The organism is Streptomyces sp. HUAS MS02 (assembly GCF_055702265.1).
This window is the reverse complement of the sequence record NZ_CM146747.1, coordinates 694,915-713,058: the sequence shown is the minus strand read 5'-3', so window position 1 is coordinate 713,058 and position 18,144 is coordinate 694,915. Positions and strand designations below refer to the sequence as shown.

At 72.7% G+C, this 18,144-nt stretch carries 13 protein-coding genes, 1 pseudogene and 2 riboswitches; of the genes and pseudogenes, 6 read left to right on the top strand and 8 right to left on the bottom strand.

What is annotated here, in order from left to right:
* Both ACZ9QC_RS03145 and cobG read right to left on the bottom strand, forming a co-directional pair.
* Positions 1 to 633, bottom strand: a complete 633-nt coding sequence (locus ACZ9QC_RS03145) for a precorrin-8X methylmutase (RefSeq protein ID WP_472918697.1) — start codon at positions 631 to 633, stop codon at positions 1 to 3.
* A 111-nt stretch (positions 634 to 744) separates the two neighbouring features.
* The gene (gene cobG / locus ACZ9QC_RS03140) at positions 745 to 2,067 is read right to left on the bottom strand and encodes a precorrin-3B synthase (RefSeq protein ID WP_472921582.1); all 1,323 of its coding nucleotides are present in this window, start codon (positions 2,065 to 2,067) and stop codon (positions 745 to 747) included.
* A 124-nt stretch (positions 2,068 to 2,191) separates the two neighbouring features.
* Positions 2,192 to 2,268: riboswitch (cobalamin riboswitch) on the top strand.
* A gap of 90 nt (positions 2,269 to 2,358) precedes the next feature.
* Here cobG and cobN point away from each other — a divergent pair.
* A complete protein-coding gene (cobN, locus tag ACZ9QC_RS03135) occupies positions 2,359 to 5,991 on the top strand; it encodes a cobaltochelatase subunit CobN (protein WP_472918696.1) in 3,633 nt (1,210 codons plus the stop codon).
* 292 nt (positions 5,992 to 6,283) lie between these two features.
* Positions 6,284 to 7,150, top strand: coding sequence for an AraC family transcriptional regulator (locus ACZ9QC_RS03130; protein ID WP_472918695.1), 867 nt, complete (start codon positions 6,284 to 6,286; stop codon positions 7,148 to 7,150).
* A 271-nt stretch (positions 7,151 to 7,421) separates the two neighbouring features.
* Here ACZ9QC_RS03130 and ACZ9QC_RS03125 read toward each other — a convergent pair whose 3' ends face one another.
* From ACZ9QC_RS03125 to ACZ9QC_RS03110, 4 genes are all read right to left on the bottom strand, one after another.
* Positions 7,422 to 8,219, bottom strand: a complete 798-nt coding sequence (locus ACZ9QC_RS03125; RefSeq protein ID WP_472918694.1) for an ABC transporter ATP-binding protein — start codon at positions 8,217 to 8,219, stop codon at positions 7,422 to 7,424.
* The gene (locus ACZ9QC_RS03120; protein ID WP_472918693.1) at positions 8,216 to 9,331 is read right to left on the bottom strand and encodes a FecCD family ABC transporter permease; all 1,116 of its coding nucleotides are present in this window, start codon (positions 9,329 to 9,331) and stop codon (positions 8,216 to 8,218) included. The genes ACZ9QC_RS03125 and ACZ9QC_RS03120 overlap by 4 nt, the downstream gene beginning before the upstream one ends.
* Positions 9,328 to 10,380 carry an ABC transporter substrate-binding protein gene (locus ACZ9QC_RS03115; RefSeq protein WP_472918692.1) on the bottom strand — a complete coding sequence of 351 codons (1,053 nt, stop codon included), beginning with the start codon at positions 10,378 to 10,380 and terminating at the stop codon, positions 9,328 to 9,330. Before ACZ9QC_RS03115 ends, ACZ9QC_RS03120 begins: the two co-directional genes overlap by 4 nt.
* A gap of 68 nt (positions 10,381 to 10,448) precedes the next feature.
* A riboswitch (cobalamin riboswitch) is annotated at positions 10,449 to 10,659 on the bottom strand.
* 20 nt (positions 10,660 to 10,679) lie between these two features.
* Entirely contained in the window at positions 10,680 to 11,348 is a 669-nt protein-coding gene (locus ACZ9QC_RS03110; RefSeq protein ID WP_472918691.1) for a DUF6215 domain-containing protein, read from the bottom strand.
* 365 nt (positions 11,349 to 11,713) lie between these two features.
* Here ACZ9QC_RS03110 and ACZ9QC_RS03105 point away from each other — a divergent pair.
* Positions 11,714 to 11,824, top strand: a pseudogene (locus tag ACZ9QC_RS03105) (Gfo/Idh/MocA family oxidoreductase); the annotation flags it as partial.
* Between the two features lie 269 nt (positions 11,825 to 12,093).
* Positions 12,094 to 14,310 (top strand): alpha-L-fucosidase, encoded by a 2,217-nt coding sequence (locus tag ACZ9QC_RS03100; RefSeq protein ID WP_472918690.1) that lies wholly within the window; start codon positions 12,094 to 12,096, stop codon positions 14,308 to 14,310.
* Between the two features lie 7 nt (positions 14,311 to 14,317).
* Here the strand turns inward: ACZ9QC_RS03100 and ACZ9QC_RS03095 are convergent, their stop codons facing one another.
* Positions 14,318 to 15,358, bottom strand: a complete 1,041-nt coding sequence (locus ACZ9QC_RS03095; protein ID WP_472918689.1) for an L-idonate 5-dehydrogenase — start codon at positions 15,356 to 15,358, stop codon at positions 14,318 to 14,320.
* Positions 15,359 to 15,383: 25 nt separating this feature from the next.
* Entirely contained in the window at positions 15,384 to 16,154 is a 771-nt protein-coding gene (locus ACZ9QC_RS03090) for an SDR family oxidoreductase (protein ID WP_472918688.1), read from the bottom strand.
* Between the two features lie 162 nt (positions 16,155 to 16,316).
* On the opposite strand from ACZ9QC_RS03090, the gene ACZ9QC_RS03085 reads away from it, so the two are divergent.
* Together ACZ9QC_RS03085 and ACZ9QC_RS03080 are read left to right on the top strand one after the other, a co-directional pair.
* Positions 16,317 to 17,084, top strand: coding sequence for an IclR family transcriptional regulator (locus ACZ9QC_RS03085; protein WP_472918687.1), 768 nt, complete (start codon positions 16,317 to 16,319; stop codon positions 17,082 to 17,084).
* Positions 17,085 to 17,154: 70 nt separating this feature from the next.
* Positions 17,155 to 17,931, top strand: a complete 777-nt coding sequence (locus tag ACZ9QC_RS03080) for an SDR family oxidoreductase (RefSeq protein ID WP_472918686.1) — start codon at positions 17,155 to 17,157, stop codon at positions 17,929 to 17,931.
* Positions 17,932 to 18,144: the final 213 nt, after the last annotated feature.

Below are 18,144 nucleotides of genomic sequence, written 5' to 3'. Positions count from 1 at the left end.
TCACTCTTCCTCACTCGCGATCGCGTTGAGCGCGGCGGCGGCGATGGCGCTCCCGCCACGACGGCCGCGTACGACGAGGTGTTCCAGGCCCGAGGGGTGCTCGGCCAGCGCGTCCTTGGACTCGGCCGCGCCGACGAACCCGACGGGCACCCCGATGACGGCGGCGGGCCGGGGCGCGCCCTCGTCGATCATCTCCAGCAGCCGGAACAGCGCGGTGGGCGCGTTGCCGACGGCCACGACCGAGCCCTCCAGCCGGTCCCGCCACAGCTCCAGCGCGGCGGCGCTGCGCGTGGTGCCCAGCTTCGCCGCCAGCTCGGGGACCGCCGGGTCGGAGAGCGTGCACAGCACGTCGTTGTCGGCGGGCAGCCGCTTGCGGGTCACCCCGCTGGCCACCATCTGCACGTCGGTGAAGATGGGCGCCCCGGCTCGCAGGGCCTCACGGGCGCGGGCCACCACGTCGGGCGTGTACACCAAGTCCCGTACGAGGTCGACCATTCCGCAGGCGTGGATCATCCGGACCGCGACCTGGCTGACATCGGCGGGCAGGGCCGCGAGGTCCGCCTCCGCGCGGATGGTGGCGAAGGACTGCCGGTAGATCGCCGGGCCGTCCTTCTCGTAGTCGTAGGTGGTCACGGTGGTCTTCTCGCTGCTCTCGGTCGTCGTACGGGGGTCGTTCGTGCGGGTTGTGCGGGTTGTGCGTGTCGTGCGCGTCGTCGGGTCTGTGTCGCGCGGCCTTTCGGTGTTCTAGGGGGTGAGCTCCCCCAGGGCGGCGGCGAGTCGGGACGGGTCCGCCATGGCGGCGGTGCGCGGGCTTCGGCCGGGGGCGGTGCGGGAGAGCGCGTAGCCGCCGCCCTCCACCGCCACCACGTCGATCCGCTCGCCCCGCGGGTGGCCGCAGCGGCGCTCGCAGCCGGACCAGTACAGGGGGAGCCCCGCGCGTCCTGCCGCTGCCAGGCTCTCGGTGGCGTCCGCCCGTACGTCCGCCAGGGACTTCGCGCAGCCGGGCCGTCCGATGCAGGCGCCGACACGCAGCCAGGGGGAGGCCGGATCGGTGACGAGGCCGGTGACCGAGAGCCGGGCGAGCGCGTCGGCCGCCTGCTCCTCGCGCAGCCCCGGTACGGGTACGACGACCCCGCGCCACGGCGTCAGCCGCAGTTCGCGGGACGGTGTCGCGGCCGCGAGAGCGGTCAACTCCCGCCACTGGAGAGGGGTGAGGCGTCCGAGGGGGACGTGCACGCTGAGGGCGTCGCCGACGGCTCCCGGGACCGGGCCGCCCTCGGCCGCGGCCGTGGTCGTCCCGCTCTCGTCTCGCACCCGGCTCACGGAGTCGACGCCGACGGCGGCCAGCCGGTCCCGGACCCGGCCGAGCAGCCCGTCCTGGAAGGGGAGTTCGGTCACACGCCAGACCCGGGCTCCGCTCTCCCGCGCCGCCTCCAGGAAAGCCTCGGCGGCGGTCAGCGCGGCACGGGCCGCGTCCTCCCCGGGGAGCGCCAGGCTCTCGCCGGCCGTCCCCAGGCTCAGCAGCGCGCCACCGTCCTCGGCCGCCCGGACGGTCACGTCGGCGTCGAGCGCGGTCACATCGCCCCGCCCGTCGTCGAGCGCGAACAGGAACCGGCCCGACAGCCCCCGTGCCGCCTCGCTCGCGCACAACGCGGTGTCGAGGGCGGACAGCCAGGGCCGTACGTCGCGCAGACCGCGTTCGTCGAGACCGGACAGGGGCGAGGCGACGATGTTGCGCACGCGTTCGTGCCCGGCGGACGGCAACAGCCCGGCCGCGTCCAGCGACTCGGCCAGCTCGCCTCCGCAGCCGTCGGCCAGCCCACGCAACTGGACGTTGCCGCGGGAAGTGAGGTGAAGATCACCGTCGCCGAGCCGTCGCGACGCGTCCGCGAGCGCCTCGGCCTGGCGGACGTCCAGGACACCGCCGGGCACCCGGACCCGTGCCAGCGCCCCGTCGTCCGCCGTATGCAGCCGCAGCGTCCCCGGGCAGGCGTCGCCACGGTCCCGTGTGACCGCTGTGGCCTGGGACGATGAACGCAGGGGAGGCGTGGACATGGCGGCGAGCATACCCACCGGCACAACGGACGTATCCTCCGCCCTTTTGAGGCGACCCTTACTATGCTGATCGGTGGATCATCCGATCCATCGACGCCACCCACGGCGCTAGGGTCTGTCGTCACATTCCCTAGGGGAGGAAGCCCGGTGTGAGTCCGGCGCGGTCCCGCCACTGTGAGTCCGTCCCAGGAGGGGCGGGCGAGTCAGGAACTCCCTTCCCCGTACCGCTCGGTCCGCCCGGGCCGGGGAGACTTCGATCCGACACCGCCCGGGGCGCGGACCCCGAGGAAGGCCAGCAGCCGCATGCAGCCATCGTCCGGGGAGCGCTCCGCGCAGCCCCGCATCCTGCTCCTGTCGACCTCCGACACCGACCTGCTCAGCGCCCGCGCGGCCGCCGGCCCGGTCCCCTACCGCTTCGCCAACCCCTCCCGCCTCGCGCTGGAGGACCTCCCGGCGCTCCTCGACGGCACCGGCCTCGTCGTCGTCCGCCTGCTCGGAGGCATCCGTGCCTGGCAGGACGGCCTCGACCTGCTCCTCGCCGACGGCCGCCCGGTCGTCGTCCTCACCGGCGAACAGGCGCCCGACGCCCAGCTGATGGCCGCCTCCACGGTCCCCGTCGGCATCGCCGCCGAGGCCCACGCCTACCTCGCCCACGGCGGCCCCGCCAACCTGGAGCAGCTGGCTCGCTTCCTCTCCGACACGGTTCTGCTCACCGGCCACGGCTTCGACGCGCCCGCGCCCGCCCCCTCCTGGGGCCCGCTGGAGCGCACCGCCCGCGACACCGCCGACGGCCCGACCGTCGCCGTGCTCTACTACCGCGCCCACCACATGAGCGGCAACACCGCCTTCGTGGACGCCCTGTGCGGGGCGATCGAGGACAAGGGCGCCCGCGCGCTCCCGCTCTACGTGGCCTCCCTGCGCGCCCCCGAGTCCGAGCTGATCGAGGAACTCCGCGCCGCCGACGCCATCGTGACCACCGTCCTCGCCGCGGGCGGCACCAAGCCCGCCGAGGCCTCGGCCGGCGGTGACGACGAGTCCTGGGACGCGGGCGCCCTGACCGGCCTCGACGTGCCCATCCTCCAGGCCCTGTGCCTGACCGGATCGCGCGCCACCTGGGAGGAGAACGACGAGGGCGTCTCCCCGCTCGACGCGGCCAGCCAGATCGCCGTCCCCGAGTTCGACGGCCGGCTGATCACCGTGCCGTTCTCCTTCAAGGAGATCGACGAGGACGGGCTCCCGGCCTACGTCGCCGACCCTGAGCGCGCCGCCCGCGTCGCCGGGATCGCCGTACGCCACGCGCGACTCCGTCACATCGCCAACGCCGACAAGCGCCTCGCGCTCGTCCTCTCCGCCTACCCGACCAAGCACTCCCGCATCGGCAACGCGGTCGGCCTGGACACCCCCGCCAGCGCCGTCGCCCTGCTGCGCCGACTGCGTGACGAGGGCTACGACTTCGGGACCGACGCCGAGGTGCCGGGCCTGGCCTCCGGCGACGGCGACGAGCTGATCCGCGCGCTGATCGAGGCGGGCGGCCACGACCAGGACTGGCTGACCGAGGAGCAGTTGGCCCGCAACCCGGTCCGTATCCCGGCCGCCGACTACCGCCGCTGGTACGCCGAACTCCCCGAGGAACTGCGCACGGCCGTCGAGGAGCACTGGGGGCCGGCGCCCGGTGAGATGTTCGTCGACCGCAGCGCCAACCCCGAGGGCGACATCGTCCTCGCGGCCCTGCGCTTCGGCAATCTGCTGATTCTCATCCAGCCGCCGCGCGGCTTCGGCGAGAACCCGATCGCGATCTACCACGACCCGGACCTCCCACCGTCCCACCACTACCTCGCCGCCTACCGCTGGATCGCCGCCCGCGCCGACGACGGCGGTTTCGGCGCCGACGCGATGATCCACCTCGGCAAGCACGGCAACCTGGAGTGGCTGCCCGGCAAGAACGCGGGCCTCTCGGCGGCCTGCGGCCCGGACGCCGCCCTCGGCGACCTGCCTCTGGTCTACCCCTTCCTGGTCAACGACCCGGGCGAGGGCACCCAGGCCAAGCGCCGCGTCCACGCCACGCTCGTCGACCACCTCGTGCCGCCGATGGCCCGCGCGGACTCCTACGGCGACATCGCGCGCCTGGAGCAGCTCCTCGACGAGTACGCCCAGATCTCCTCCATGGACCCGGCGAAGCTCCCGGCGATCCGCGCCCAGATCTGGACCCTCATCCAGGCCGCCAAACTGGACCACGACCTGGGCCTGAACGACCGCCCCGAGGACGACGGCTTCGACGACTTCCTGCTGCACGTCGACGGCTGGCTGTGCGAGGTCAAGGACGCCCAGATCCGCGACGGCCTGCACGTCCTCGGCACCCCGCCGGGCGGTGCCGACCGCGTCAACCTGGTCCTCGCCATCCTGCGCGCCCGCCAGATCTGGGGCGGCACCCAGGCGCTGCCCGGTCTGCGCGAGGCACTCGGCCTCGATGAGTCCGCCGCGACCCGCACCACCGCCGACGAGGCGGAGGCGAAGGCCCGCGCCCTGGTCGAGCGGATGGAGGAGCTGGGCTGGGACGCCGACTCCGTACCGGACGAGCATGGTGAACAGGTCACGGCCATCCTGGAGTTCGCCGCCCGCGAGGTCGTCCCGCGCCTGGCGGCCACCACCGCCGAACTCCACCACACCGTGCACGCCCTGAACGGCGGCTTCGTCCCGGCCGGCCCCTCGGGCTCCCCGCTCCGCGGCCTGGTCAACGTCCTGCCGACCGGCCGGAACTTCTACTCCGTCGACCCCAAGGCCGTGCCCTCCCGCCTCGCCTGGGAGACCGGCCAGGCCCTCGCCGACTCCCTGCTGGAGCGCTACCGCGCCGACAACGGCGAATGGCCCACATCTGTCGGGCTGTCGTTGTGGGGTACGAGCGCGATGCGTACCGCCGGCGACGACGTGGCGGAGGCGCTGGCCCTGCTCGGCGTCCGCCCGGTCTGGGACGACGCCTCGCGCCGGGTGACCGGACTGGAGGCCGTCCCGGCCGAGGAGTTGGGCCGTCCCCGGGTCGATGTCACCCTGCGCATCTCGGGTTTCTTCCGCGACGCGTTCCCGCACACCATCGGGCTGCTGGACGACGCCGTACGGCTGGCCGCGTCGCTCGACGAGCCGGCCGAGGTCAACCACGTCCGCGCCCACGTCCAGGCCGACCTGGCTGCCCACGGGGACGAACGCCGGGCCACCACCCGGATCTTCGGCTCCCGCCCCGGCACGTACGGCGCCGGACTGCTCCAGCTCATCGACTCCCGGGACTGGCGCACCGACGCCGACCTCGCCGAGGTCTACACGGTCTGGGGCGGCTACGCCTACGGCCGGGAACTCGACGGCCGCCCGGCCCGTGAGGAGATGGAGACGGCGTACAAGCGGATCGAGGTGGCCGCGAAGAACACGGACACCCGCGAGCACGACATCGCCGACTCCGACGACTACTTCCAGTACCACGGCGGCATGGTGGCCACCGTCCGCGCGCTGCGCGGCACGGCCCCCGAGGCGTACATCGGCGACTCCACCCGCCCGGAGACGGTCCGCACCCGCACCCTGGTGGAGGAGACCTCCCGGGTCTTCCGGGCCCGCGTCGTCAACCCCAAGTGGATCGAGGCGATGCGCCGCCACGGCTACAAGGGCGCCTTTGAACTCGCCGCCACCGTCGACTACCTGTTCGGCTACGACGCCACCACCGGTGTGATCGCCGACTGGATGTACGACAAGCTCACCGAGACCTACGTCCTGGACGAGACCAACCGCGAGTTCCTCCAGCAGGCCAACCCCTGGGCCCTGCACGGCATTGCCGAGCGGCTGCTGGAGGCGGAGTCGCGCGGGATGTGGGAGAAGCCCGACCCGGCGGTGCTGGAGCGGCTGCGCCAGGTGTACCTGGAGACGGAGGGCGACCTGGAGGGCGGCGACAGCTGACGACGGCGCGGGGGTGCGGTGCGGTCCACCGCCCCGCACCCCCGCGCGACGGTGTCAGCGCCCGGTCCCCGGCTGCCCGTACGAGGGGCGTCGAACAGGCTCTGCCGCGCGGTGTCCTCGTGGGCGGTGCCCTCGGGGTGGCACTGCACGCCGGTGAACCAGCCGGGGGAGCCTCGGAGGCGTCGGCGCGCGGTGCGGTGCGTGGTGACCCACCCGACCGGAGCGGGCACAGGATGTCGGGTGGGGCGGGGTGGCCTCTTCCTAGCGTGGTGGTCAAAGGAAGGAGGCCGGGGTGCTGGAGCGGCTCAACCAGGCCATGGAGCACATCGAACGCCATCTCGACCAGTCGATCGAGGTGGCGGACCTGGCGCGGATCGCGGTGACGTCGGAGTACCACCTGCGGCGGCTCTTCTCGGCGCTCGCGGGCATGCCGCTGTCGGAGTACATCCGACGGCGGCGGCTGACCGTGGCCGGTGCCGAGGTGCTGGCCGACGAGCGGACGCTGCTGGAGATCGCGGTGCGCTATGGCTACGGCTCCGGGGAGGCGTTCGCACGGGCGTTCCGCGCCCTGCACGGCGTCGGCCCCGGGGAGGCCCGGCGGACCGGTGCGAGCCTGCGGTCGCAGCCCCGGATGTCCTTCCGCCTCGTCGTCGAAGGGAGCAGCAGCATGCGATACCGAGTCATGGAGAAGGAGGAGTTCCGGGTGGTCGGGAGGAAGGCCCGGGTCCCGCTCGTGCACGAGGGGGTGAACCCGGCGATCGCCGACTTCATCCGGGGCCTCGGCAAGGAGACGCTCGACCGGATCGAGAGCCTGTCCGACCAGGAGCCGAGGGGGATCGTCGCGATCAGTGACAACCTCGACGCCAGTCGTGCCGAGGGCACCGAACTCGACTACTTCCACGGAGCGGTGACGCGAGCCGCCGCCCCCGAGGACATGGACGAGCTCGTCGTCCCGGCCGGGACGTGGGCGGTCTTCGAGAACTCCGGGCCCTTCCCGCAGGCGTTGCAGCATCTGTGGCGGGACGTGTTCACCCAGTGGTTCCCGTCCAACCCGTACCGGAGTCGTCCGGGTCCCGAGATCCTGCGGACCAGGCTCTCGCCCGACGCGGCGCGGGCCGACGCGGAGCTGTGGATCCCGGTGGAGCGGGCCTCGCTCTGAGCGCCGGCGCGCGGCGACTTCACGCCGTCGCGCGCCTGCCCAGCCTCTTGTCCGCCGGTGGCGTGGAACGCCGTCGACCATGAGGCGGGGCGATGAGGGCGATCGTCGTGGGGGCGGGCGTCGGACGTGGCTGCGCGCGAGGCCGTGGTCGGACCCCGCTGACCCGTCGAGGCGCCGGCCGAGCCGGGCAAGGACCGTCCCGTGCGGGCGACTTGAGCGATCCGGGCTGCGGGCCCCGGCCGGTCCTCCCCGCTCGTCGGAGAGCGACTGCCTAGGGCAGTGGGCCCAGGAAGCGGATGTGGGGTCCTTCGCCGGGGCCGGCGGCGGTGACGGTGGCCCGTACGCCGTAGACGGCGGCGATCAGGGACTCGGTGAGGACGTCGTGCGGGGTCCCGGCGGCCACCACACGGCCCTGCCGCAGCACGACGAGCCGGTCGCAGTACATGGCGGCGAGGTTCAGGTCGTGCAGGGCGACGACGCTGGTCAGACGGAGTTCGCGGATCAGGGTCAGCAGGGCGAGCTGGTGCTGGATGTCGAGGTGGTTGGTGGGCTCGTCCAGGAGGAGTTCGCTCGGCTCCTGGGCGAGGGCGCGGGCGATCTGGACCCGCTGGCGCTCACCGCCCGACAGGGTGTGCCAGGACCGGCGGGCCTTGTCGGCCAGACCCGTGCGGGCCAGGGCCGTGCGGACGGTCTCCTCGTCGGCCCGTGAGGCGGGCGACCACGCTCGGCGGTGCGGGACACGGCCCAGCCGTACGACGTCCTCGACCGTCAACTCGACCTGGGTGTCAGCCTGTTGGGCCACGACGGCGATCCGGCGGGCGACCGCGCGGCGGCCCACCCGGTCCAGTGGACGGTCGTCGAGGGTGACGACCCCCGAGGCGGGCGCGAGGACCCCGGCGAGCAGACGCAGCAGGGTGGACTTGCCCGAGCCGTTGGGGCCCAGCAGACCGGTGACGGTGCCGGGCCGGGGCGCCACGCTGACCCCGTCCATGATCAGTGTGCCGTCGGCGGTCCGGGACACCCGCTCGGCGCGCAGCCCGGGGGAGGCGCTGGGGGCGGTGTCGGTCATCGGGCGCTCCTGGTCCGGTACATGATGGCGACGAACGCCGGGACGCCGATGAGGGACGTCACCACCCCGACCGGCACCTCCTGCGGGTCCAGGACGGTGCGGGCGAGGGTGTCGACCCACACCAGGAACACGGCCCCGGCCAGGGCGGAGGCCGGCAGGAGCCGACCGTGGCCGGAGCCGGTCAGCGCGCGTGCGGCGTGGGGCAGCACCAGGCCGACGAAGCCGATCGCCCCGGCCGAGGCGACCAGGGCGGCCGTGAGCAGGGCGGTGGCGCACAGCAGGACGAGCCGGACGCGGGTCACGGAGACGCCGAGCGAGGCCGCCGCGTCCTGCCCGAACGCGAACGCGTCCAGCGCGTGGGTGTGCCCCAGGCAGACCAGGAGCACCGCCACCAGCACCGCCAGGCACACCGTCACATCCGTCCAGTCGGCACCGCTGAGCGAGCCGAGCAGCCAGAACAGCACCGCGCGGGTGGTCTCGGCGTCGGCCGCGGTCATCACGATGAAGGAGGTGAGCGCGGAGAACAGTTGCATGGCCGCGACCCCGACCAGCACCACCCGGTCCGTGGTGCCGCCGAGGGTGTGGCTGAGCAGCAGCACGAGGCCGAACGAGGCCACCGCGCCCAGGAACGCGCCGCCGGAGACCGACAGCGCGCCGCCTCCCGCGCCGAGCACCACGACCACGACCGCGCCGGTCGACGCGCCGGAGGAGACACCGAGCACGAAGGGGTCGGCGAGCGGGTTGCGCAGCAGGGACTGCATCACCGCGCCGCACACGGCCAGTCCGGCGCCGCACACGGCGGCCAGCAGGGTGCGCGGCAGCCGTAGGTTCCACACGATGCCGTCCCGGATGGGCGTCAACTCCGTGTGCCCCCAGCCGAGATGGGCCACCACCGTGGACCAGACGTCGACCACGCCGATGTCGGCCGGCCCGATGGTGATCGCGAGGGCGACGGACAGACACAGCACCACGCCCCCGGCCGACCACGCCGACCCCCACCACAGCCCCCGACCGACGGCCCCCGCCGCAGCCGTCCGACGCGCCTTGGCGGGGGTCGGCGCTCCGGTCACCTCGTCGGCCACCGGTTTCGTGTCGGGTTCCGGGGCCGTCATCCCGTGAGGCCGTACTCGCGCAGTGCCGCCGCGAGCTTCTCCACGCCCTCGACGGTGCGGATCGTCGGGTTCATGGCCTGGCCCGGCAGCCGTACGTACCGCTTCTCGCGCACCGCCGTCATGTTCCGGGTGACCGGGTCGGACTCCAGGAACTCGATCTTCTTCGCGGCCGTCTCGGCCGTCTGCTGCTTGCGGACCAGGTCCCCGATGACCAGGACGTCCGGGTCGCGGTCGGCGACGGTCTCCCAGTTGACCTGGGGCCACTCCTCGTCGGTGTCGTCGAAGACGTTCTTCGCGTCCAGTTCACGGGTGATGATCCCGGGGGCGCCGCAGCACCCGGCGAGGTACGGCGACTGGTCGTTGGCGAACCAGTACAGGACGGTGACCCCACGCGCGTCGAGTCCGGCGGTCGCCTTCCTGACCCGGGACCTCAGCTCGGCCACCAGCTTCTCGCCGCGCTCCTCGACCCCGAAGATCCGGGCCAGATCACGGACTTCGCCGTAGACCGTCTCCATGGTCAGCGGCTCGGTGCGGACGCCGTCGCCGTCCCCGCTGTTGTCCTTGCCCACACAGTCCGACGGCGACAGATACGTGGGCACGCCGAGCTTCTCGAACTCCTCCCGGGTCGCCACCCCGCCCTTGCCGAGCGTGGAGGCGAACGAGGAGACGACGAGGTCGGGTTCGGCGTCGAGGACCTTCTCGAAGGAGGGTGCGTCATCGGCGAGCCGGGGCACCTTCGCGTTGGCCTTCTCCAGCCCCTTCGGCAGCGGATCGGTCCAGGTGGCGGTGCCCACCACACGGTCGGCGAGCCCGAGGGAGAGCAGGATCTCGGTCGTGCCCTGGTTGAGGGAGACGGCACGCTCGGGCGGGCTGTCGACCCGCACCTCGCGCCCGCAGTTGTCGAGCGTCACCGGATGACCGGCGGATCCGCCCGGGGCCGGACCCCGGTCCGACGACGCTGTGGAACCGGAGCCCCCGCAGCCGGTCAGCAACAGGGCACCGGCGGTCAGGAACAGGACGGCATGGCGGACGGGGCGTGCGAGCGGCACGGGACTTCCTTCGGCGTCGAGGGCTCATGCGCGAAGCCCGGTCGTACGGTGCTTCCCCGGGCACCCCTCGGTGCCGGGGACCGCCAGCAGGTCTTCGGACTCGGGGTCACCCGGACGAGACGCCTTCCCGGACCGCGATCGTGACCGCCGTCCAGTGGCCGTTGTCCCGCCCGTCACCCTCACCGCTGCGCGTCAGCTCCGGATTCACACCGGATTCCCTGACCCGTACGCGTACTTATGTGCGCGCACACGGGTTCGACTGGCGTCGGCAAGCTATCACACGCGCTTCCGAGGGCCCGTCAGTTCGCGGGCTTCCAGCCGGGGAGCGTCGGCAGGACCTTCTCGGCCACACGGAACAGCGCCGCGTCGTCCGGAATCTGGGAGTCCTGGCGGTAGATGACGAGTTCGAAGGTGCTGCCGCTGTCCTTCGGGTCGGTCGCGACCAGCAGCTGCCGGGCGACGCCGCCGGGAGCGGACTCCGGGTCGCTGCCGTCGAGACGGAACGAGATGCCGATGGTCCGGCCCGAGTACAGGGCCGCCGTGTGCCCGAGCACCTTCCTGGTCTCGGCGCCGGAGCCCAGATAGCCGACCGCCTCGGCGACCGGAAGATCCTCGTACGACGCCGAGAGCTCCACGGTGTACGTGTCGAGTTCGACGGTCGCCTCGGGGGTGACGGTCCTGGTGCCGTCGAACCAGGTGGACTCGTTCTCGCTGCCCGAGGCGATGACCGCCTGCTCGGTGGGCGTCCCGAGGAGCTCCGGCAGGTCGGCGCGGTTCAGCGCGGTGCACAGCTGTGCACCGGAGACCTTGCCCCGTGCCGCCGGAGAGGGGTCGTCCGACGACGACGAGCAGACGGCCGGCCCCACGGTCTCGGGGGTCGTGTCGAGGAGGTCGCCCAGCAACCACAACCCGCCCAGCAGCACACCGACGGTCGCCACCGCCGAGACCACCTGGCCGCCCGTACTCATCTCCTTCGCCGGGCCGCGTCGCGCACCGGCCCCGGGACCCGGTTCCGTCCCGTGTCCCGTGTCCGGATCGACTCCCGCACCCGTCCCCGGATCCGCTGCGGAGTCCGTTTCCGTATCCGCTCTTGAACCCGCTCCGGAATCGGCGAAATCGTCGACCATGTCCCCCCGTGCCCCCACCTTGATGTGCACACGCCTGACGTGCGCCGGGGGAGCCTAACCGGTGATCGTCGCGAGGGGGAAACGATATTCCGCGCAGGCGTGAAGCAGGGCTCCCGAGGGGAGGCCGAGACCCGGTGCGCCGCTGCCCCGGGCGTCGTGGCGGTCCACGAAAGGAAGGAACGCCATGTTCGTGCAGGACTCCCTACGTGCTCGCCGCCCTCGCCCACGACCTGCCCGTGCTGTGTGAGAAGCCCCTCACCCCGGATCCCGCCGCCGCGCTCCGGCTGCTGGAGGCGGAGCAGCGGCTGGGCCACCGCGGGTCCAGGTGGGCGCGCCCAGAGCGAGGGCGTCCGCACGGAGGTGGAACTCGTCGAACGCCCCGCCCTCCACCGCTGACCGCCGGAGCGGCGACCTTCGTTCCCAGGCGAGAACGGCCGACGCCGTCACCGTCACAGACATGTGATGTCTCACCTCGGATCAACCGGTATTCAGTGGCACGAAACCGAAAAATGACATTGTTCTGCATGGCTATTCATCACTGCGTGGCCGTTGACAGTGATGGTCCGCATGCCTGAGGTTCGTGGTCATGTCGCAATCGATCAGCAGGCGCACGTTGATGGCCGGTGCCACGGCCGTCGTCGCGGCCACCGGGGCCGACGACGCGTTCGCGGCCGGGGGTGCACCGACCGCCCCGAGGGCCTACACCCCGACCTGGGAGTCCGTGAACCGGCACCCCGCCGCCCCCGAGTGGTTCCGGGATGCCAAGTTCGGCATCTACTTCCACTGGGGGGTGTTCAGCGTCCCGGCGTACGACAGCGAGTGGTATCCCCGCAACATGTACAACCCTGACGAGCGGGCCCATCGGCACCACGTCGCCACGTACGGGGACCCGGCCGACTGGCCGTACCACCAGTTCATCGACGGGGCCGACGATCTCGCGGGCCGTCATGTGGAGTTCGCGCCGAAGCTCAAGTCGGCGGGCGGGAACTTCGACCCCGACGAATGGGCCCGGCTCTTCGTCGACGCGGGCGCGCGGTTCGCCGGGCCCGTGGCCGAGCACCACGACGGCTACTCGATGTGGGACAGCCGGGTCAACGAGTGGAACTCCGTGGCCAAGGGGCCGCGCCTGGACCTGCTGAAGCTCTTCACCGACGCCATCCGCGCCAGGAAGCTGAAGCTCCTGGTCGCCATGCACCACGCGTACAACCACACCGGCTTCTTCGAGTTCGCGCCCCCGCAGTCCGACCCGAGCCTCAAGAAGCTGTACGGGCAGTTGAGTCCGGAGGCGGAGAACCAGCTCTGGTACGACAAGCTCAAGGAGGTCGTCGACCGGTCCCGGCCCGACATCCTGTGGCAGGACTGGCGGCTCGACCACATCGACGAGACCCAGCGGCTGAACTTCCTGTCGTACTACTTCAACCAGGCCGACAAGTGGGGCAAGGAGGTCGTCGCCACCTACAAGGACGGCTTCAACAGCCACGGTTCGGTCTTCGACTACGAGCGCGGCGGCCCCGCCGACCTCACCGCGCCCTACTGGCTGACCGACGACAGCATCTCCGACTCCAGCTGGTGCTACACCGAGGGCATCGGCTACTACTCGCTCGCGCAGATGCTGCACTCGTTCGTCGACCGCGTCAGCAAGAACGGCACCGTGCTGCTCAACATCGCTCCGCAGGCCGACGGCACCATTCCGCAGGGCCAGCGCGACCTCCTGCTCGGCATCGGCGACTACCTGAAGCGCTTCGGCGAGTCGATCTACGGCACCCGCGCCTGGACCGCGTACGGCGAGGGGCCCACCAAGATGGGCGGCGGCTCCTTCACCCGGCCCACCGCCGGCACCCCGCAGGACATCCGCTTCACCCGGAACAAGGCGGGCACCGTCCTGTACGCGACGGTCCTCGGCTGGCCCGGCGGTTCGCTGACGCTCAGGACGCTCGGCTCGGACCGGATCGACCTGGACTCGCTGGCCTCGGTCCGCCTCCTCGACGCCACGGCCGGTACGTACATCGACCTCGACCCGCCGGTCCAGGGACCGACCGGGCTGAAGGTGACCCTTCCCCCGACGGCCCCCTTCGAGGCCCCCGCCTACGTCCTCAAGTTCCGCTTCTCCGGCCGGATCCCGGTCCTCCGGCCCGCCACCGGCGCCCTGGTCTTCGAGGACAGCCGCTACCGCGGTGACAGCGCCGTCCTGGCCCTCGGCGAGCACACGGCCGAACAGCTCGGCCTGGCCGGCCTCGCGCCGGGCACCCTCTCCTCTCTGAAGCTCGCCCCGGGCCACGAGCTGGTCGGTTACGCCGGCGACGACTTCACCGGCAGGTCGTGGACGTTCACCGAGGACACCGCACGGGTCCGGAACCGGATCACCTCGCTGATGGTGATGCTCGCCCCGTCCGCCTGGTTCCGGATCGCCAACGTCACCAACGGACTCGTCCTGGACGGCGGGGGAGACGTCCCCGCCGGCGCCGACCTGAAGCAGGGGACGTGGGACGGCTCCACCGGCCTGCAGTGGCACGCCGTGTACGTCGGCGACGGCTACTACAAGCTGGTGAACCGGGCCAACGGCCTGGTCGCCGACGGCCGCGGCGCCACCGGCGACGGCGCTCCGGTGAAGCAGGCGGCCTGGCACGGCGGCACCGACCAGCAATGGTTGATCACCCACCGGGGCGACGGCCGTCACTCCCTCACCAACCGCACCACGAAACTCGTCCTCGACGGCGGCGGGAACGTCCCCTCCGGCTCGCTCGCCAAACAGTGGACCTGGGGCAACAGCACCAACCTGCTGTGGACCTTCACCGAGGTCTGACGCCCGCTCACGCCCGGTCGGACAGATCCAGCAGCACCTTGGAGGAGACCGTACGGTCCCGCGCGGTCTCGAAGGCGGCGACGGACCGCTCCAACGGGAAGGTGTGCGTGACGACCGGATCGACAGGGAGGCCCTGGGCCAACAGGGACAGGGCCTCGTCGAACTCGGTGTCGAAGCGGAACGAACCCCGAAGCTCCAGCTCACGGGTGACCGCCACATTGCCGAGCAGCCCGATCTCCCCGGGCGGCAGCAGCCCGAGCATGACCACGATGCCGCCGCGCCGCACCCGCTCCACACAGCGGCGCAGCCCGGTGGGCGCCCCGGACGCCTCCACGGCGACGTCGAAGACCCCGGCCCAGCCCGGGTCGTCGGGCCGGTCCGCCCGTGCGGTGGCGCTCGCGCCCACCTCGGTCGCGATCCGCAGCGGCTCCTCGTGCAGATCGCAGGCGACCACCTCGGCGGCGCCCGCGTGCCGCAGCGCCGCCACGACCAGACAGCCGATCGGACCGGCCCCCGTCACCAGGACCCGCCTGCCCCGCACGTCGCCCGCCCGGCGCACGGCGTGCAGTGCCACCGCCAGCGGCTCGGCGAGCACGGCACGGCGCAGGTCCAGCCCGGGAGGCAGCTGCCGGACCTGGCCGGCCGGCACGGTGAGACGCTGCGCGAAACCGCCCTGCACATGCGGGGTGTGGGCCGCGCTGCCCAGATAGCGGGTGTGGGCGCAGACGTTGCGGGCGCTCCGCGCGCACTCGCGGCAGACCCCGCAAGGGGTGGCCGGATGGATCGCGACCGGCGCGCCGACCGCCGGTGCGTCCGGCCCCCCGACCCCCGGCCCGAGCGCGGCGACATGGCCGACCACCTCGTGCCCGAGCACCATGGGCTCGCTCACCGCGAAGTCGCCCACCCGGCCCCGGTGGTAATAGTGCAGATCGGACCCGCAGATCCCGCCGAGCGCCACGGCGACCGCGATCTCGCCGGGCGCGGGACCTTCGTACGGCCACTCCTCGACCCGGAGGTCACCGGCTCCGTGGACAACACACGCGCGCATGGGGGCTCCTTGGGGGTCGGCGGGGTCACAGGACGGACAGCATGCCGCCGTCGACGTACAGCAGCTGGCCGCTCACGAAGTCGGAAGCGGGGGAGGAGAGGAACAGCAGGGCACCGACCAGATCCTCCACCTTGCCCCAGCGTCCGGCCGGCGTCCGCCCGCGCACCCAGGAGCTGAACTCCTCGTCGGTGACCAGCGCGGAGGTCAGCTCGGTGTCGAAGTAGCCGGGGCCGATGCCGTTGACCTGGATGCCGTGCGGCCCGAGGTCGGCGCACATGCCCTTGGTCAGCATCTTCAGGCCGCCCTTGGTCGCCGCGTAGGGCGCGATGCCGGGGCGTACCGCCTCGCTCTGCAGCGAGCAGATGTTGACGATCTTGCCGTGGCCCCGGGGGACCATCCGGCGGGCAACCTCGCGGCCCACGAGGAAGGCGCCGGTGAGGTTGGTGGCGAGCAGGGCGTGCCAGTCCTCGTCGGTGAAGTCGAGGAAGGGCGCTCGGCGTTGGGCGCCGGTGTTGTTGACCAGGATGTCGATGGGACCGGTCCGCTCCTCCACGCGGGTGACGGCGGCGGCGACCGCCGCGGGGTCGGTGACGTCGAAGGCCTCCGCGAGAACCGCCTCCCCGAACGTGTCGCCCAGCTCCGCGCGGGTGGTCTCCAGGGCGACGGCGTCCCGGCCGTTGAGGACGACCGTGCAGCCGGCCTCCAGCAGGCCCACGGCCAGCGCGAGGCCGATGCCCCGGCTCGACCCGGTGACCAGGGCGACCTTGCCGGTGACGTCGAAGAGGGGGTGACTCACGAAGACCTCTTTTCCCACTGAGTGGAAACGCTGTCTGCTCAATGGAAAGCATCGTCGGCGCGACGGACGGCCGCTGTCAACCGAGGGGGTGCCGGCCACGAGCGGGAGGGCGGAGCGCCCCGCTGAGCGGAAGGTCTTTCCGGTCAGTGGTAATTTGCCGCTGTGAGCGGCAGCGAGGTACCGGCGGACGTGGTCGGACGGGCGATCCGGCTGCTCGTCCTGGTGGGCGAGCACCCGCACGGCATCACCCTGTCCGCACTGGCCCGCGCCAGCGGCGTCCCCGTCAGCACGGCCCACCGGCTGGTCAACTCCCTCTGCCGTGAGGGCCTGGTGGAGTTCCAGGCCGACGGCAAGCGCTACAAGCCCGGACTCAGACTCTTCCAGCTCGGCCAGCAGGCCGGTCAGGTGTACGGCTTCGCCGGCACCGCCCTGCCCGTGATGCAGCGCGTGACCCGGCAGACCGAGGAAGCCACCCTGATGTCCGTCCTGGACGGCACCCGGCACCTGTACGTGCACTACGTGGACGGCCCCCTCCCGATCGGCGTCCGCAGCGACCCCGGACGCCACGGTCCGCTGCACTGCACCTCGATGGGCAAGGTCCTGATGGCCTTCGCCCCCGACGACGTACGCGCCGACCTCCTGGCCCGCGTCGACCTCACCCCGCACGGACCGAACAGCGTCACCGACCGCGACGTCCTGCGCGCCCACGTCGCCCGTGCCGCCGAGCTCGGCTACGCCACGGCCGACGAGGAGCACCACGCCGGTCTGCGCGCCGTGGCGGTGCCGATCCTGCGCCCCGACGGCACCGTGTTCGCCGCCCTGTCCACCGCCGCACCCGCCTTCCGCCGCAGCATGGACGACCTGGTCGCCATGGTGCCGCTGCTGCGGTCGGCGGCGGCCGAGCTGGGCGTCCGGCTGCCGACCCGTTGACCGGCGCTACCCGTCCACGGTGAACTGCCTTGCGGCGGCGGTGAGTTCACGGCGGAGAGGGCGGACGGACATGGGAGACCCGGACCGGAGGCGCACAGGACCGCTCGACGGGAGGACCGCGCTGGTCACCGGGGCGGGCACCGGCATCGGCAGGGCGACCGCCCTGATGCTCGCCGAGGAGGGCGCGACCGTGGTCCTCGTCGGACGCCGGCCCCATGTCCTCGCCGAGGTGGCCGCCGCCGTCGCGGACGCCGGGGGCACGGCGTTCGCCCGCCCGGCCCACGTCGAGGACGCCGACGAGGTGCGGGAGTTGATCCGCTGGACCCGGGACACGGCCGGCCCCGTGGACGTCCTGGTCAACAACGCCGGCGCGGCCGGCCGGGTCGGTGACGTTCGCCGGCTCGGCGAGGACGAGTGGCACGCCGTGGTCGACGTCAACCTCACCGCGGTCTATCTGCTCACCCGGGCCGTCCTCCCGGACATGCTGGAGCGCGGGGGCGGCTCGATCATCACCATCTCCTCGCTCGCCGCCGTACGGCCCACGTCCCTCGGCGGAGCCCCGTACGGCGCGGCGAAGGCGGGCGTGCGCAACTTCATGGCCTATCTGCGCAACACCTACCGCGACGACCTGGTCCGGGCCACCTGTGTCCTGCCGGGCGAGGTCGACACCCCGGTCCTGGACAGCCGCCCGGAACCACCGAGCGCGGAGCGACGGGCCGCCATGGTGCGACCGGAGGACGTGGCCCGCGCCGTCCTGCTGTGCGCCACGCTCCCCGCGCGCACGGTCGTCGAGGAACTCGTCATCGCCCCCACGCGGTCGGGGCGGCTGCCTGGCCGACCGGGGTGAGGGTCGCCGCGGCCGTCCGGGCCGACCCCGGAGGGCGTGTCCCAGCAGCCGCAGTGGAACGGCGCGAACAGCACGAGCGGCACACCGGCACGCCCGCCCGTCAGCCGGAGCCGCCCCCGCAGGGCACCCCGGCGTGCACACGAAACGACCGGGCCGGCCCCGTGAGGAGCCGGCCCGGCCGCGTGCTCGGGCCGATCGGACCAGGTCGATCGG

Bases quoted from the DNA above. Each gene is read 5' to 3' on its own strand.
- cobN (WP_472918696.1), top strand. From the start codon at position 2,359: ATGCAGCCATCGTCCGGGGAGCGCTCCGCGCAGCCCCGCATCCTGCTC.
- cobG (WP_472921582.1), bottom strand. From the start codon at position 2,067: ATGCTCGCCGCCATGTCCACGCCTCCCCTGCGTTCATCGTCCCAGGCC.
- ACZ9QC_RS03120 (WP_472918693.1), bottom strand. From the start codon at position 9,331: ATGACGGCCCCGGAACCCGACACGAAACCGGTGGCCGACGAGGTGACC.
- ACZ9QC_RS03095 (WP_472918689.1), bottom strand. From the start codon at position 15,358: ATGCGCGCGTGTGTTGTCCACGGAGCCGGTGACCTCCGGGTCGAGGAG.
- ACZ9QC_RS03110 (WP_472918691.1), bottom strand. From the start codon at position 11,348: ATGAGTACGGGCGGCCAGGTGGTCTCGGCGGTGGCGACCGTCGGTGTG.
- ACZ9QC_RS03100 (WP_472918690.1), top strand. From the start codon at position 12,094: ATGTCGCAATCGATCAGCAGGCGCACGTTGATGGCCGGTGCCACGGCC.
- ACZ9QC_RS03080 (WP_472918686.1), top strand. From the start codon at position 17,155: ATGGGAGACCCGGACCGGAGGCGCACAGGACCGCTCGACGGGAGGACC.
- ACZ9QC_RS03125 (WP_472918694.1), bottom strand. From the start codon at position 8,219: ATGACCGACACCGCCCCCAGCGCCTCCCCCGGGCTGCGCGCCGAGCGG.